The sequence below is a fragment of the Flexivirga sp. B27 genome (assembly GCF_052905685.1).
The window spans coordinates 112255-127329 of sequence record NZ_JBPYUM010000003.1 but is presented as its reverse complement, the minus strand read 5'-3'; the positions used below and the strand labels follow the sequence as shown (position 1 = coordinate 127329).

General features: G+C 67.6%; 14 protein-coding genes. 9 read left to right on the top strand and 5 right to left on the bottom strand.

Translation table 11 applies throughout. The annotated features are described in order from the left end of the window. Positions 1 to 44: 44 nt before the first annotated feature. Both ACSZL9_RS12900 and ACSZL9_RS12895 read right to left on the bottom strand, forming a co-directional pair. Positions 45 to 980 (bottom strand): alpha/beta fold hydrolase, encoded by a 936-nt coding sequence (locus ACSZL9_RS12900; RefSeq protein WP_446665910.1) that lies wholly within the window; start codon positions 978 to 980, stop codon positions 45 to 47. 198 nt (positions 981 to 1178) lie between these two features. After that, a complete protein-coding gene (locus tag ACSZL9_RS12895) occupies positions 1179 to 2393 on the bottom strand; it encodes a PucR family transcriptional regulator (RefSeq protein WP_446665909.1) in 1215 nt (404 codons plus the stop codon). A gap of 107 nt (positions 2394 to 2500) precedes the next feature. On the opposite strand from ACSZL9_RS12895, the gene ACSZL9_RS12890 reads away from it, so the two are divergent. The 4 genes from ACSZL9_RS12890 to ACSZL9_RS12875 all read left to right on the top strand — a co-directional run bounded on the left by ACSZL9_RS12890 (position 2501) and on the right by ACSZL9_RS12875 (position 6062). Then, the gene (locus ACSZL9_RS12890; protein WP_446665908.1) at positions 2501 to 3556 is read left to right on the top strand and encodes a ferredoxin reductase; all 1056 of its coding nucleotides are present in this window, start codon (positions 2501 to 2503) and stop codon (positions 3554 to 3556) included. 23 nt (positions 3557 to 3579) lie between these two features. Beyond that, the gene (locus tag ACSZL9_RS12885) at positions 3580 to 4848 is read left to right on the top strand and encodes a fatty acid desaturase family protein (RefSeq protein WP_446666366.1); all 1269 of its coding nucleotides are present in this window, start codon (positions 3580 to 3582) and stop codon (positions 4846 to 4848) included. 125 nt (positions 4849 to 4973) lie between these two features. Continuing rightward, positions 4974 to 5258, top strand: coding sequence for a hypothetical protein (locus ACSZL9_RS12880; protein WP_446665907.1), 285 nt, complete (start codon positions 4974 to 4976; stop codon positions 5256 to 5258). 60 nt (positions 5259 to 5318) lie between these two features. Further along, positions 5319 to 6062, top strand: a complete 744-nt coding sequence (locus ACSZL9_RS12875; RefSeq protein ID WP_446665906.1) for a histidine phosphatase family protein — start codon at positions 5319 to 5321, stop codon at positions 6060 to 6062. Positions 6063 to 6077: 15 nt separating this feature from the next. Here ACSZL9_RS12875 and ACSZL9_RS12870 read toward each other — a convergent pair whose 3' ends face one another. Next, positions 6078 to 7871, bottom strand: coding sequence for a long-chain-acyl-CoA synthetase (locus tag ACSZL9_RS12870; RefSeq protein WP_446665905.1), 1794 nt, complete (start codon positions 7869 to 7871; stop codon positions 6078 to 6080). Positions 7872 to 8081: 210 nt separating this feature from the next. Between ACSZL9_RS12870 and ACSZL9_RS12865 the strand changes: the two genes are divergently transcribed. The 5 genes from ACSZL9_RS12865 to ligD all read left to right on the top strand — a co-directional run bounded on the left by ACSZL9_RS12865 (position 8082) and on the right by ligD (position 12024). Further along, a complete protein-coding gene (locus tag ACSZL9_RS12865; protein WP_446665904.1) occupies positions 8082 to 9674 on the top strand; it encodes an ABC-F family ATP-binding cassette domain-containing protein in 1593 nt (530 codons plus the stop codon). Next, positions 9671 to 10192, top strand: coding sequence for a gamma carbonic anhydrase family protein (locus ACSZL9_RS12860; RefSeq protein WP_446665903.1), 522 nt, complete (start codon positions 9671 to 9673; stop codon positions 10190 to 10192). The genes ACSZL9_RS12865 and ACSZL9_RS12860 overlap by 4 nt, the downstream gene beginning before the upstream one ends. Positions 10193 to 10300: 108 nt before the next feature. Further along, complete coding sequence (locus ACSZL9_RS12855; RefSeq protein ID WP_446665902.1) at positions 10301 to 10720, top strand: hypothetical protein; 420 nt, start codon at positions 10301 to 10303, stop codon at positions 10718 to 10720. Continuing rightward, a complete protein-coding gene (locus ACSZL9_RS12850; protein ID WP_446665901.1) occupies positions 10717 to 11049 on the top strand; it encodes an ArsR/SmtB family transcription factor in 333 nt (110 codons plus the stop codon). The genes ACSZL9_RS12855 and ACSZL9_RS12850 overlap by 4 nt, the downstream gene beginning before the upstream one ends. Positions 11050 to 11058: 9 nt before the next feature. Beyond that, positions 11059 to 12024 carry a non-homologous end-joining DNA ligase gene (gene ligD / locus ACSZL9_RS12845; protein WP_446665900.1) on the top strand — a complete coding sequence of 322 codons (966 nt, stop codon included), beginning with the start codon at positions 11059 to 11061 and terminating at the stop codon, positions 12022 to 12024. A 34-nt stretch (positions 12025 to 12058) separates the two neighbouring features. On the opposite strand, the gene ACSZL9_RS12840 is transcribed toward ligD, so the two are convergent. After that, positions 12059 to 12898, bottom strand: coding sequence for a dolichyl-phosphate beta-glucosyltransferase (locus ACSZL9_RS12840; protein WP_446665899.1), 840 nt, complete (start codon positions 12896 to 12898; stop codon positions 12059 to 12061). A gap of 10 nt (positions 12899 to 12908) precedes the next feature. Beyond that, positions 12909 to 14984: an ArnT family glycosyltransferase gene (locus ACSZL9_RS12835; protein WP_446665898.1), complete on the bottom strand. Its 2076-nt coding sequence runs from the start codon at positions 14982 to 14984 to the stop codon at positions 12909 to 12911. Between the last annotated feature and the right edge of the window lie 91 nt (positions 14985 to 15075).

Genomic DNA, 15075 nt, shown 5'->3' with positions numbered 1-15075 from the left:
GAATGCCCGTCGCCGTTGTCACTCGCCAAATCGCGTGACGCCGGTCACGCGCCGGCGGACAGTGCCCTGCGCGAGGTCATCGCCGGGTGCGCATCGACCCACGACAGGACGTTGTCGGCCACCCAGTCGGGATAGTCCAGCATCGGCGCGTGGCCCTGGTCGGCGCCTTCGACATACGACCAGTGCGGGTGCGCCTCGGCCAGCGCGCGGGCTGTGCGCACGTGCACCAACCGATCGTGCGCGCCGTGCAGGAGCAGCACCGGCTGGATGATGTGATGCATCGTCCGAGCAAACTTGCCGCGTCGAAGTAGTTGCCACAGAACGGATTTGGTCGCGGCCAGGTATTGCGCGTCGGTGTTGCCGAGCCGCTCGCGGCGGGCGATGGCGTCATCGAGGTGCAGCTTGCGCAGCTCGGGGCTGATCCGGTCGACATTCGTCGTGACCAGCTTCATCGTGAAGTCGACCTGCTTCTCGAGGTCGACGCGCTTGGCCTGGCCGGCCAACGCCCGGGGACCGACGACCGGCATCGCGCCGATGCCGAAGCCGGCCATCACCAGCGGGTCCGGTCGGCTCACCGGCGTGGGCGGTATGGCGGGGTCGATCAGCACCGCCCCGGCGACCGTGCGCGGGTCCAGCGCCGCGAGCTGTGCGGTGAGCAGTCCGCCCATCGAGTTGCCGACGACGATCATCGGACTGTCGTCGGCGATGCTGCGCACGAATCGGTCCAACAGGTCCAGGTTGGCTGGGACGGTGGACTGCTCGGGGGTCGTCCGCGTCAGGCCGTGCCCGCCGAGGTCGAGAGCGACGACACGGCCGTGCTCGGCCAGCCGCGGCATCACGTCGGCCCAATTGGCCCAAGAACCTCCGAGTCCGTGCACCAGCACGAAGCGTGGGCCGTCCTTCGGGCCGTCCTCGGTCACGTAGTGCACGCGCACGCCGTCGAGGTCGACATATCGTTCACGGAGTTTGGCAGTGGTCACACCCCAAACCTACGAGACCGACGGCCCTCAGCGGCTCCCGCGCCCGACACGATTCGATACCGGATCCCACATGCTGGCCGAGCCTGTTCCCCGAGATGGCCGAGCCTGTCGAGGTCACAACCGTCGTTTCGACAAGCTCAACGACCTCAGGTTTCGACAAGCTCAACGACCTCAGGTTTCGACAAGCTCAACCACCTCTCAACCGGGACGGTGCCCGGCGCGCAGCACCAGCTCCAGATCGAAGCGCCGGTCGGGGTCGTCCAGGTCGTCGGCGAAGACGTCCCGCAACTGGCCGAGCCGGTAGCCCACCGTCTGCGGGTGGACGTGCAGCTCCTCGGCGATCCGGCCACGTTCGCCACGGTGCTTCAGCCACACCAGCAAGGTGTCGGCCAGCCGGTCCCGCTGCTCGGGGCGCAGCTGCTCCATCGGCGCCAGACATCGTGCCGCGAGGTCCGCCATCACCAGCGGATCCGCTTGCAGCGCAATGGCAGTCAGGTGATCGTCGACCCAGCGCACCGCGGCGGCGCCGTCGCGCGCGAGCGCCGGAGACACTGCCGCGACCGTCGCCGCTCGATGCGACTCCTCGGCCTTGTCCCAGTCGCGGACCGGACCGACCCAGGCCGATCGGCGTCCCAGCCTCGCGGCCAGCCGGTCCCGCTCGGCCCGGGTCTCCGGAGCACGCAGCAGCGCCACGGCCTCTCCGGTGCGTCCGCTGATCAGCGCATCGTCACCGAGAGCGGCACGCAGCCCCTCGGCATACTCGGTGGGCACGACCACGGCGACCAGCCGAGCAGGGATCGTCCAGCCGGCGCGGCCGGCCAGCCGCCGCGCCTCGACCTCGGGCAGGTTGCCGGTCAGCATCCGGCGCAGCAGCGACTCGCGGCGACGGTCGCGCTCGCCCAGCTGACGCGACTGCTCCTCGGTGAAACCCTCGATGCTGGCCGCCGAGATCTCGTCGATGTAGACGAAGATCGACTCGCCCAGCGGCAGCATCAGCCGCGGCTCGAGTCCGACCCGGTCGGCTATAGCGGACACCGCGCGGAACGTCACCCGCGCGCCCAGCCGGTATGCCGACAGCAGCGCCTCCAGCGAGCGGCCGGTGCGGGCCTCCCCGACACCGATCTGCCGATAGACCGCGCGAGTGTCCGGCTTCAGGGCCGGCTCGTCCCGACCGGGCAGATCCATGAAGAGACGCGCGAGGGCGATCTCCACCCCGCGACGCACCGCCGCGCCGAACTCGCCCTCCAGCGGCCGGGAGTATTCCGGGACCTCTTGCGGGATGCGCGAGACGATCTCCTCCACGACCTCGGGCAAGGAGTCGGACAGCAGGGTGCTGACCTCCCGCGGCAACGCGGACCACGGCATCTCCGAACCGATCAGCTTGCTCTCAGCCGGCCCTGCTGGTGTCGTCATACTCGACCTACTGTCTGCTCTGAACTATCGCGGCGCGATAAAAATGTGCGTCTCATTGTAGGCGGCGGACGGATGAATCAGCGTCGCAAGCCAATTACAGTGGGGGCATGGGTTTGAAGTCGGCTGCGATGCGTGCTGCGTCCGTGTTCACGCATCCGGCGCCCCCGCACGACTTCCTCGCGCTGATCAACCCGCTGTCGTCGGCCCGCCAGCTGCGCGGCGTCGTGACCGCGGTCCGGCCCGAGACCACCAACTCCACGACGATCGCCTTCCGGCCGGGCGACACCTGGTCGCCGCACGCCGCCGGGCAGTGGGCTCGCATCGGCGTGGAGATCGACGGCGTGCGTCAGTGGCGCTCCTACTCGCTGTCCGCCCCGGCCGGGGGCGACCCGGAGATCACCGTGACCGCCTGCGGCAAGGTCTCCTCGCACCTCGCGCACGAGACCCGCGTCGGCGACATCTTCTTCCTGGCGCCGCCGCAGGGTGACTTCGTGCTGCCGACCGGGCCGCGCCCGCTGCTGATGCTCACCGGCGGCAGCGGCATCACCCCGGTGATGTCGATGGTGCGCACCCTGTTGCCGAAGCGGTCCGACGCCGACGTCGTCCTCATCCACTCCGCCCGCGATCGCGAGTCCGCGTTGTTCAGCGAGGAGCTCGCGGACCTGAGCGAGCGGCACGAAGGCTTTCACGTCATACACCGCTACACCGCCGAGGACGGCCGGATCGACTTCGGCTCGATGAGCGAGCTCGACGCGTTGTGCCCCGACTGGCGCAGCCGCAAGACCTACGTCTGCGGACCTGCCGCCATGCTCGACGACGCTGAGACACTCTGGCGGGACGCGAACCTTCCGGACAGCTTGACCGTTGAGCGTTTCGAGACGGCGAAGCTCGCCGAGGTCTCCGGCGACGGTGGCACGGTGATCTTCGAGAAGTCCGACCGCGAGGTCGAGGCCGACGCGAGCACCCCGTTGCTCGAGGTCGGCGAGGAAGCCGGTGTGTTGATGCCGAGTGGTTGCCGCATGGGCATCTGCCGCACCTGCCTGACCCCACTGCTGTCCGGCCGGGTGCGCGACCTGCGCACCGGCGAGATCAACGACACCGAAGGCGACCTCATCCAAACCTGCATCTCGGCAGCCGCCGGGACCTGCCACCTCGATATCTGACCGCGAGATCAAGGATCCCCAAGATCGTGACTGTGACATCCGAACTGACGACCGAAACCACCGACACCACCGCGGCACCGAAGAAGCGCACCGGTGTCCTGCCGACGACCGGCGCGCCGTTGGCCAGGCCCGACGCGGCAGCACACCTGACGGACGAACAGGTGCATCAGCTCGGTGTCGAGCTGGACGCCATCCGTGACGAGGTCATCGCCGAGCGCGGCGCGTCGGACGCGGCATACATCCGCCGGGTCATCCGCATCGCCCGCGGGCTGGACGCCGGCGGCCGCATCACCCTCGCCTTCAGCAAGAGCAAGCTCGGCTGGTCGCTCGGCACCGGCGCGATCGCGCTCTGCAAGATCCTGGAGAACATGGAGATCGGGCACAACGTGCTGCACGGTCAGTGGGACTGGATGCGCGACCCCGACATCCACTCCACCACCTGGGAGTGGGACTTCGTGGCGCCCGCTCGCGGCTGGCAGCACACGCACAACGACATCCACCACACCTGGACCAACGTGCTGGGCAAGGACCGGGACGTCGGCTACAACATCCTGCGCGTCAGCGACGACCAGCCGTGGCAGCCGCGCGACGTCTTCAACCCGCTCGTCAACGCGGCGCTGGCGCCGCTGTTCGAGTGGGGCATCGCGTCGTACGACCTCGAGTGGGACATGGTCAAGGCCGGTTTCAAGACCAAGGAAGAGTTCGACACCGACCTCGCCGCCCTGAAGAAGAAGGCGATCCGGATGGTCGCCAAGGACTACATCGCGACCCCGGCTGCCGGCCTGCTCGCCGGCAACTCCTTCAAGCGCGGACTGGTCGGCACCGTCGCAGCCAACTGCATCCGCAACGTCTGGGCGCACGCGGTCATCTTCTGCGGCCACTTCCCCGACGGCGCCGACGTCTTCACCGAGGAGATGATCGAGGGCGAGACCCGCGGTGACTGGTACATCCGCCAGATGCTCGGCTCGGCGAACCTCTCCGGATCCAAGCTGTTCCACATCATGACGGGCAACTTGTCGCACCAGATCGAGCACCACTGCTTCCCCGACCTGCCGTCCAACCGCTACATCGAGGTCGCGCCCAAGCTGCGTGAGGTATGCCGCAAGTACGGCCTGCCCTACACCACGGGCCCGCTGCCCAAGCAGCTCTTCCAGACCTGGAAGAAGATCTGCCAGCTGGCGCTGCCGGACGAGAACAAGTGGGAGACCGTCAAGGCGGTCTACTCCCCCAACAAGGCCAAGCGCCGCGCGGCTCGCCTCGCGCTGCCGAAGCCGGTCGAGCGGTCCGTCTGACCGGAAGCACCGTCTGATCGCAAGCATCGTTTGACCACAAGCTGTGCGCGCTCCGGCCGACACCCATCGGGTCGGCACGAAGCGCGCACAGCTTCGTCATACCGGGCGACGGTTGAGTGGTCCTCATGAACGCCACCACCGCACTCCTGCACTCAGAGGCAGACCACGGCTCCGGGTTCCTGCGCCGAGCAGGCCGCACCCTGCTCGGCAGTGCAGCCATCCTCATCGTCGGGGCCGGTGCCGCTCCGGCCGCGCACGCCGCCACCGGGGCAGGACCTGCCGGCCTGCGCGCGGTCACAGCACAGCACTCGGCGCCGGCGAACGGGCCGACGTCGTTGCCTGCCGAATCCCGTTCGCCGGCCGCCCGGTTCGTCGTCGGCGAGGACGGCCGGCTGACGCGCCTGATCTGAGCCCGAGTTGCGGCGCAGTGCGCGTCCACCTGCTGCTCGCGGGTCCATTAAATTGATGCCATGACCCGCTCGATCCTCCTGGTGCGCCACGGTCAAGCGTCGTTCGGCAAGAGCGACTACGACCAGCTGAGCGAGCTCGGCCGGACCCAGGCACGCCTGCTGGGTCAGTTCTTCAGCACCCGCGAGCTCGCCCCGGACCGCATCGTCAGCGGCAGCCTGCACCGGCAGCGGCAGACCGCGGCCGGCATGTGCGTCGCGGCCGGCTGGCTCACGCCGACCGACGTCGATGCCGCCTGGAACGAGCTGGATCACGTCGAGATCATCAACAAGTTCAAGCCGGCATACAAGAACATGCTGGTGCTCAAGGCCGACATGGTGCGGACGCTGCGGCCGCGGACGGCGTTCGAGGACATGTTCACCCAGGCGATCGCGCGCTGGGCCGGCGGCGAGCACGACGAGGACTACACCGAGACGTTCTCCGAGTTCGACCATCGCGTCCGCACCGCGATGTCGGCCCTGCTGGAGCACGAAGCCGGGCGCACCCTGGTGATCTCCAGCGTCGGGCTGATCTCCTGGATCGTCGCCCGCATCCTGGTCCGCGAGCCGTGGGACCGCGACGTGCGCGACCCCGACCGTCCCGACACCAACGACCAGGCGATCGAGAACATCTGGCGGGCTACCTCGATGGCCGGTTACAACACCGGCGTCACCAAGCTGCAGCTGGACAAGGAGGGCCTCCCGCAGCTGCTGACCTACAACGAGATCGGGCACCTGCCGGAAGCGAAGCTCGTCACCGCCCGCTGACGCGAGCCGGGTCGGTCAGACGCGCGGGTACTTACCGGACGCGACGTCGGCGGCATACCCGTCGTAGTAGGGCACGTAGCCGCCGGCGGCGTCGGTCAACACGTAGACGTTGTCGTCACCCGGTCGCTCGAAGCCCTGGTTGCGCAGCTCGATCTTGCGGCTCTTGAACGTCGTCGTGTGCTCCAGTGAGTCGGTGACCCGGATGAACAACGGCATGGCGTATGCCGGCAGCAACCCCGCCAGTCGGGAGCCCCACTCGGTCCCGTCGAAGTCGTGGCCGTCGTGCAGGACCACTGCCGCCATACCGGCCTTGCCATCGGTGCCGGGCACGGCGACGCCGTAGACGGTGACGTCGTCGACCTCGGGCAGCCCGTCGATCGCGCCCTCGACCTCGGTGGTCGCGACGTTCTCGCCCTTCCAGCGGAAGGTGTCACCGAGCCGGTCGACGAACGCGACGTGGGTGAAGCCCTGATCACGCACCAGGTCACCGGTGTTGAACCACACGTCGCCGTCCTTGAAGCCGTTCCGCAGCAGCTTCGCCTCGCTGGCGTCGTCGTCGGTGTATCCGTCGAACGGCACGCGCTCGGTGACCTTGGCCAGCAACAGCCCGACCTCGCCCTTCTTCACCTTGCGCAGCCGACCGCGGTCGTCGCGCAGCGCCGCGCCGGTCTCGATGTCGTAGCCGACGACCCGGTAGGGCAGCGGGCAGGTGCCGGCGGTCTGGTCCAGGTTGTAGGCGTTGATGAACGCGATGTTGCACTCGCTCGCGCCGTAGAACTCCGCGATCCTGGGGATGCCGAAACGGCTCTGGAAGTCGTCCCAGATGTCCGGGCGCAGGCCGTTGCCGACGATCACCCGGACCTTGTGCTGCTTGTCGACCGGCTTCTCCGGCTGGGCGAGAAGGTAACGGCACAGTTCGCCGATGTAGACGAATGCCGTTGCGTCATACCGGATGCAGTCGTCCCAGAAACGGCTCGCGCTGAACTTCGGCGCGATCGCCATCGATGCGCCGCTGACCAGCACGGCGCCGAGCGCAACCGTGACCGCGTTGTTGTGGTAGAGCGGCAGCGGGCAGTACATCGTGTCGGTCGACTTCAGCCGCACACCGAGAGCGCCCAGGCCGCTGTAGGACTTCAGCCAACGGAAGTGGCTCATCACCGACGCCTTCGGCATGCCGGTGGTGCCGGAGGTGAAGATGTAGAACGCCTTCTCGTGCGCGACGATCTGCTCGCATGCGGCGGGGTTGTCGTCGGCCTGCGCCTCCGCCTCGGCCTGCAGATCGGTGAAAGTCAGCAGTTGTTGGGCGTCCGCTGCGTCGCCCGCCGTCGCGAAGCTGTCGGTGCACGCGTCCTCGACAACGACCACACGGGCATCGAGGATGCCGAGGCTGTGGGCGAGCACATCGGAGCGCTGGTTGTAGTTGATCAGACCGGAGATGGCACCGAGCTTGACCGTGGCCAGCGAGACCAGCAGGTTGTCGATGCAGTTGTGCGCCATCAGCCCGACGACGTCACCGCGCTGGACGCCGTGCGCCTGCAACACGTGGGCATAGCGGTTGACGATCGAGTTGGCCTCGCCATACGTCAGGGTGCGGACGCCGCCGTCGTCACCCTCGCCCTTGACGAACGGACGCTCCGGGTGTTGCGCCGCGCGCTTCTGGAAGATCAGCCCGAGCGAGTTCTTCGCGGTCGGCTTGCGCAGCAGCAGTCCGGGAGCTTCCTTGGCCAGCAGCGGCAGGTCCGGCAGGATGCCGAGCGCCCCCTTGCCGAGGTCGAGCAGGCTGACGCGCTGCCGTGTCTGTGCACTCATCTGAACTCCTTGTTGCTTTCCCAGGCTCCCGGCTGTGACCCACGATACCCACGAGTAACCATGCGTTTGGCTCTCCGTCGAAAGTAATCCGGTTGTGCGCTACCGGCTCACGTGTCAGGGTGTTCCCGCTATGAAGCACTGATCCGTCATCGCTCGCGTCCGCGGCCTGCTGCCCGGCGAGTTCGCCACATCTCGTGGAACGGATCCCTCATGTCTTTGCAGATCTCCGACCTTGTTGTCTCGTATGCCGATCGTCGCGTCCTCGACGGGGTCAGCCTGTCCGTCATACCCGGTGCGACCGTGGGTCTGGTCGGTGAGAACGGCTCGGGCAAGTCGACGTTGATGCGGGTCGTCGCCGGGTTGCACGACGCGGACGGCGGCGAGGTCCGCATCCCGGAGGACGCGGGCTATTTCAGCCAGGACAGCGGACTGGACCCGTCGGCCACCATCGCCGAGGTCATGTATGCCGCCCTCGCTCCACTGCACCAGGGCATCGAGCGGCTGGAGTCACTCGCCGCTCGACTCGACGACGATCCGGACGCGGCCGCGGACTACGCGCGCTTGCTGGACTGGGCGATACTGCACGACGCGTGGGACGCCGACCGGCGCGCAGAGGTCGCGGCGCATCGACTCGGGCTGGGAACGCTCGACCGGGAGCGCACGGTCGGGTCGATGTCCGGTGGTGAGCGGTCTCGGCTGGCGCTGGCTGCGTTGTTGACCAGGCGCCCGGAGGTGCTGCTGCTCGACGAACCGACCAACCATCTCGACGACGACGCACTGGATTTCCTTGAGCAGGAACTGAATTCGACAGGCAGTGCGACGCTGGTCGCGTCGCACGACCGAGTGTTCCTGGACCGTGTGTGCACCTCGATCGTCGACCTCGACCCGTCGCACTTCGGCACCGACGGTCGCGGCGGGCGGCTCTTCTCCGGCAACTTCAGTGACTACCTGGCTGCGAAGCAGGCATCGCGGGACAGGTGGCAGGAGGAGTTCGAGGCTCAGCAGGATGAGCTCAACTCGTTGCGCGCGGCCACTCGCACGACGAATACCGACATCGCGCACAACCGCGGCCCGCGGGACAACGACAAGTTCATCTACGCCTTCAAGGGTCATCGGGTGCAGGCGACCGTGAGTCGCCGGCGGCGGAACGCTGAGCAGCGCATCGAGTTGCTGGAGCGCGAGCGGATCCCGAAACCTCCTGCGGTGATGGAGTTCTCGGGGTCCTTCGACCGGCAACCGATCGCGAACGTGCTGTTGCGCGATGTGGTCGTGCCCGGCCGGTTGCGGTGCGAGCGACTCGACGTGGCGCCCGGTGAGCACCTGCTGGTGACCGGCATCAACGGAGCCGGCAAGTCGACACTGCTCGATGTGATCGCCGGGCGGTGCACACCGGCCACCGGTGATGTCCAGGTGCGCGCCAGGCAGGTCGGACTGCTCACGCAGGACGTGTCACTGCCGGACCCGTCGGCGACGGCAGCCGCGCTCTTCGAGGGCACGGATGCGCGAATATCGTTGTCATCACTGGGTTTGCTGCATCCGCGGGACCATTCGCGTCCCGTCGGCGACCTCAGCCTCGGCCAGCAACGCCGGGTCGAGCTGGCGTTGCTGATCGCCCGGCAACCGGACCTGCTGCTGCTGGACGAGCCGACCAACCACCTGTCCCTGGCACTCGTGGACGAGCTGGAGCAAGCGCTGGACGCGAGCCCGGTCACCGTCATACTCGCCAGCCATGACCGGTGGATCCGGCGACGCTGGTCGCACGAGCGGGTGCACCTGTCGCCGGCGGATACCGTGTCGGGATGACGATCATCCGCATCCAGGACAAGACACCCACCGTCGACGACTCCGCGTGGATCGCGCCGGACGCCACCGTGATCGGCGACGTGAAACTCGGCGCGGAGGTGGGCATCTGGTATGGCGCCGTTGTCCGCGGCGACATCGAGTCGATCGCGGTCGGGGCGCGCAGCAACATCCAGGACAACTGCTCGTTGCACGCCGATCCGGGCAGCCCGCTGCGCATCGGCGAGCGGGTCTCGGTCGGTCACAACGCGACCCTGCACGGCTGCTCGATCGGCGACGACGTCCTGGTCGGGATGGGTTCGCGGGTGCTGAACGGCGCTGTGATCGGGGAGGGTTCGCTGATCGCGGCAGGTGCGGTCGTGCCCGAGGGCATGCAGGTGCCGGCCGGGTCGCTGGTCGCCGGCGTGCCCGCGAAGGTGCGCCGCGAGCTGAGCGACGAGGAGCGTGCCGGCATACAGCTGAACGGTTCGGTGTATGTCGACCTGGCTGCCACACACGCCGCCGGTGAGGTCGTGGGCTGAGCGAAGGAGCGGCCGCCCAGCGATATGCAACCCACTGGTTGCTCTATCGCGAAAGGTTGTGCAACCATCGGGTTACATCAAACGATCCGAGGAGCCACCATGACCGGCATGACACAAACACCGGACCGCATCGAGAACGTCGTCGAGATCAACGCACCGCTGGCCCGGGTGTGGACGCTGGTGAGTTCGCCCGGCTGGTGGCTGGGCGACGGGCCCGACGGCATTCAGGACCCGCCGGAAGCGACGAAGAAGCGCTATCCGGTGCAGGCCGTCGAGAACCAGCCGCAGGACTACTGCTCGTTCCGGTGGGCGCCGACAACGCCGGATATACCTCTCACCGAAGCGAATTCGACACTCATCGAGTTCTTCCTCGCCGAGAGCGAAGGCGTGGTCACAGTGCGGGTGCTGGAGACCGGCTTCGCCGCACTCGCCGTCGACGACGAGACTCGCGCCGCCGGGTTCCGCGACAACACCAGCGGCTGGGAGAACCAACTGGGCGCCCTGCGCGAGGCGTCCGAGGCCGCGTGAGCGAGGAACCGGCCGCGACGAAGGTCTTCACCGCACTGACCGATGCAAGTCGGCGTTCGGTGCTGACCTTCGTCGCCCGCAACGGAGGCGGGTCGGCGAGCGACATTGCGAAGGCGCTACCGATCAGTCGGCAGGCTGTCATGAAACACCTTGCCGTTCTTGAGGACTCGGGGCTCGTACGCCGCGAACGGGCCGGGCGCGCCATACGGTATGTCGTCGTGCCCGACGCCCTGTATGCCGCCTCGTCCTGGTTGCGTGACCTTGCCGAGTCCTGGGACGACCGGCTGGAAGCTCTCCGAGCAGCGGCGGAAAACGACCGGGCGGACTAGGTTGGGCGGATGGCAGCCAAGCGGAGCAAGCCCGCCGCCGAGGTCGAAGCCGGCGAGCACACCATCCGGATCTCCAACCCGGACCGGGTTTACTTCCCGGAGCGCGGCGAGACCAAGCTCGATCTGGCCAACTACTACCTGTCGGTGAGCGACGGCATCGTTCGTGCGCTGCGGGACCGGCCGACGATGCTGCACCGCTATCCGACGGGGGTCAGCGGGGAGAAGGTGCACCAGAAGCGGGTGCCGCGCGGTGCACCGGACTGGTTGGAAACAGTCGAGATTCACTTCCCGCGATGGAACCGCACGGCCGACGAGTTGTGCGTCACCGAGATCGGCTCGGTGATCTGGGCGGTGCAGATGTCCACCGTGGAGTTCCACCCGTGGAACTCGCGGCGGTTCGACGTCGAACGCCCGGACGAGTGGCGGATCGACCTCGACCCGATGCCGGACTCGCCATTCGAAAGGGTCCGGCGAACGGCACGAGTGGCCCACGAGTTGCTCGACGAACTGGGCATCACCGGCTATCCGAAGACCTCGGGCGGCTCCGGACTGCACGTCTATGTCCGCATCGAGCCGGAGTGGGGCTTCCAGGACGTTCGCCGGGCCGCCCTTGCCTTCGCCCGCGAGGTCGAGCGACGTATGCCGGACGACGTCACAACGACCTGGTGGCGCAAGGATCGCGACCCGCGGATGGTCTTCGTCGACTACAACCAGAACACCCGCGACCACACCATCGCGGCGGCCTACTCCGTGCGCGGCAACGCCTCGGCCACCGTTTCGACGCCGTTCACCTGGGACGAACTCGACGACATCGAGCCGCAGGAGTGCACGATTGCGACGGTGCCGCAGCGGTATGCCGAGCGCGGTGACCTCACCGAAGGGATCGACGACGAGGCGTTCCGGCTGGACACCCTGCTGGAGTGGGCGGAGCGGGACGAACGCGACGGAGCCGAGGAGCCGCCCGAGCCCGACTGAGCCGCCCGTTGCCGGACGTGTCTGAAACCGGGTGCTACATAGTGGGTACTGACTCGTCGATGCCCAGTCGCCCCAAGTCTTTTCGAAGACTCTGGAGCTGCGGGTCAGCCTCTGAGCGGGATCGGAGCAGGCGCCATACACCCAGCAGGTCGTCGCGTGCGGCGCTTGCGATGTGCACTCGGCTGTCCGGATCGTCATACCAGTCGACCGGCACCTCGTGGATCCGCAGTCGCGCCCGCTCGGCGAGAGTCAGCAACTCGGTGTCGAAGAACCACGTGTCGTCCTGCACCAGCGGGAGCAACGCACGTGCCACGTCGCTGCGGATCGCCTTGAAGCCGCACTGTGCATCGGTGAAGCGCACCCGGAGCGACTGACGCAGGATGAAGTTGTAACTGCGAGAGATGAATTCGCGCTTCGCCCCGCGAACGACATGGGAGCCGTGGGTAAGACGCGACCCGATCGCCAGATCCGAATGCCCGGACATCAGTGGCGCCACCAGCGGGAACAACGCGCTGAGATCGGTGGACAGGTCGACGTCCATGTAGGCCAGGATCAGGGCGTCGGACGTCGACCATGCCTGCTTGAGCGCGAGTCCGCGCCCCTTCCGGCTCATGACCTGCACCCGCACCTCCGGCACCATGCTGGCGAGCCGGCGGGCCACCCGCAGCGTCCCGTCGGTCGAGCCGCTGTCGGCGATCGTGATCCGGAACGGATAGGGGAACTGCTCGCGCAGCAGGTGCAACACCGTGCGCACGCTCGCCGCGAGCACGTGCTCCTCGTTGTGGACCGGTATGACGACGTCGAGGACCGTGTGCCGCGGGTCCCACCGGCCACGGTCCCGCCCTGAATCACACTCTGTTATCGCGGTTTTCATCACAGGCCTTTCAGTTCGCGGACGAGGAACTGGTCGGCTGGGTCAGGTCGTAGAAGGTCGATCCCCCGATCGTCACCTTCTTGTAGTGCGCTTCCACCCAGTTGGTGATCTGCTGCGCGACGTTCGAGCCGCCCATCTGGCTCCCGCCGCCGACACCGCCAGCGAGGAAGTAGTGGATCTTGCCGGCCTTCACGTAGCTCTGGAACTGCGCGAGTGTCGGCGACGGATCACTGCCGTTGAAACCGCCGATCGGCATCACCGGTTCCTCGGTCGCGAGCTGCAGGCCGGCCGCGTTGTTGCTGCCGATGGTTGCCGCGACCCAGGTGTAGTCATCGGCGTTGGCCTGCAGCGCGGATGTCACCGCAGTGCCCGGGGTGCTCGCGTTGAGCAGGCCACCCATCCCTCCTGCGGTGCGACCCGTCGTCCCGCCCGGTGCGGTCGTCGCGCCCGGAGCTGTCCGTCCCGCGGCATTGCCGCCGGGGAAGCCGCCGCCTCCGCCGGGGCCGCCACCGCCTGGTCCGCCACCGGACCCGCCCATTCCGTCCGGTCCCGCAGTCGGGATCGACCCGGTCGTCGCGGAGTTCACGGTGCTCCAGGTGTATGCCGCCGGGCCGGCGAGTCCGGCCGCGATCGCCCCGGTCAGCACCAGCGGAATCGCCTTGCGGTGCAACCAGTTCAGCGCCAGCAGGAGGAACGCCGACGCCATACCGACGGCGAGGATAGAGGTGCGCAGCCAGTCTCCGTATGCCGTAATGCGTGTCAGCAGGATGAACGACCACGTGGCTGCGGCGGCGGTCGTGACGGCGAGTGTGATCGAACCGATCGGCAGGTGCCGGCGTTCCCACGCTTCCGCGGCACCCATGCCGACGAGCGCGGCGATCGCCGGCGCCATCGCCACCGTGTAGTACTGATGAAAGATGCCGGCCATGAACGAGAAGGTGAGCCCGGTGACGAGCAGCCAGCCGCCCCAGACGAGGTATGCCGCTCGTCGGGCGTCGGTGCGCGGTCTCCTGCCGCGCAGGAAGAGGCCGACGCCGAGCAGGATCAGCGCCGACGGCAGCAGCCAGGAGATCTGACTGCCGACCTCGGAGCCGAACATCCGGGTCAGCCCGGTGACGCCCCACATGCCGCCACCGGCTCCGCCGGGTCCACCGCCACCGCCGACGGAGCCCGTCTCGTTGCCACTCAGCCGCCCGAAGCCGTTGTACCCGAACGTGAGATTCCAGAACGAATTGTCCTGACTGCCACCGATGTACGGCCGGGCACTGGCCGGCACAAGCTGCACGATGAGCACCCACCAGCCGCCGGCCGCGATCATCGCGCCGAGTCCGGCAAGCAGGCCGAGGATGCCTCGCTTCAGGTCCGTGCGTGCTGCGACCAGGTAGGCGATCCCGAGGAAGGGTATGACGAGGAAGACCTGGAAGGTCTTGGTCAGGAAGCCGAAGCCCAGGAAGATCCCGACGAACGCCATCCAGCGGATCGAACCCTTCTCGATGGCTCGCATGGTGCCCCATGCGCCGAGCGTCATCAGCAGCACCAGGAGCGCGTCCGGGTTGTTGAATCGGAACATCAACGCCGCGACGGGTGTCAACGCGAGGACCGCCCCGGAGAGCAGGCCCGCACCGGCGCCGAAATGTCGACGCACCATCGAGTAGACAAGGCCGACGGTTGCGACACCCATCAGCACTTCCGGCATCAGCAGCGCGAACGAGTTCAGTCCGAAGGCCCGCACCGACAACGCCATCACCCACAGCGCCGCCGGCGGCTTGTCGACCGTGATGGAGTTCGCGGCATCGGACGAACCGAAGAAGAAGGCTTCCCAATTGACCGAACCCGCCTGTGCCGCAGCCGAATAGAACGAGTTCGCCCATCCATTGGCGGTCAGGTTGTAGAAGTAAACGACGGCTGTCGCGACGAGCAGGGCGAACATCGACGGGCGCGCCCAGGACGGGTCCTCCGGATGCCCGCGCCACCATCGAGCAAGTCGTCCACTGCTCGCAGCGGTTCCCGAGCGGTGTATGTCGCCCGGCGCATCCCTGCGCACTGTCTGATCCGAGGTGCGCAACTGCGCGGCTGCTGAGTCCATGCCAAGAACCGTGCCCAGGCTGATTGTGGCGACCCTGTGCCTGTCGCCTGGGCTGTCCGTGAGCGTTCAGCCGACATGCATCTGTTGCCAG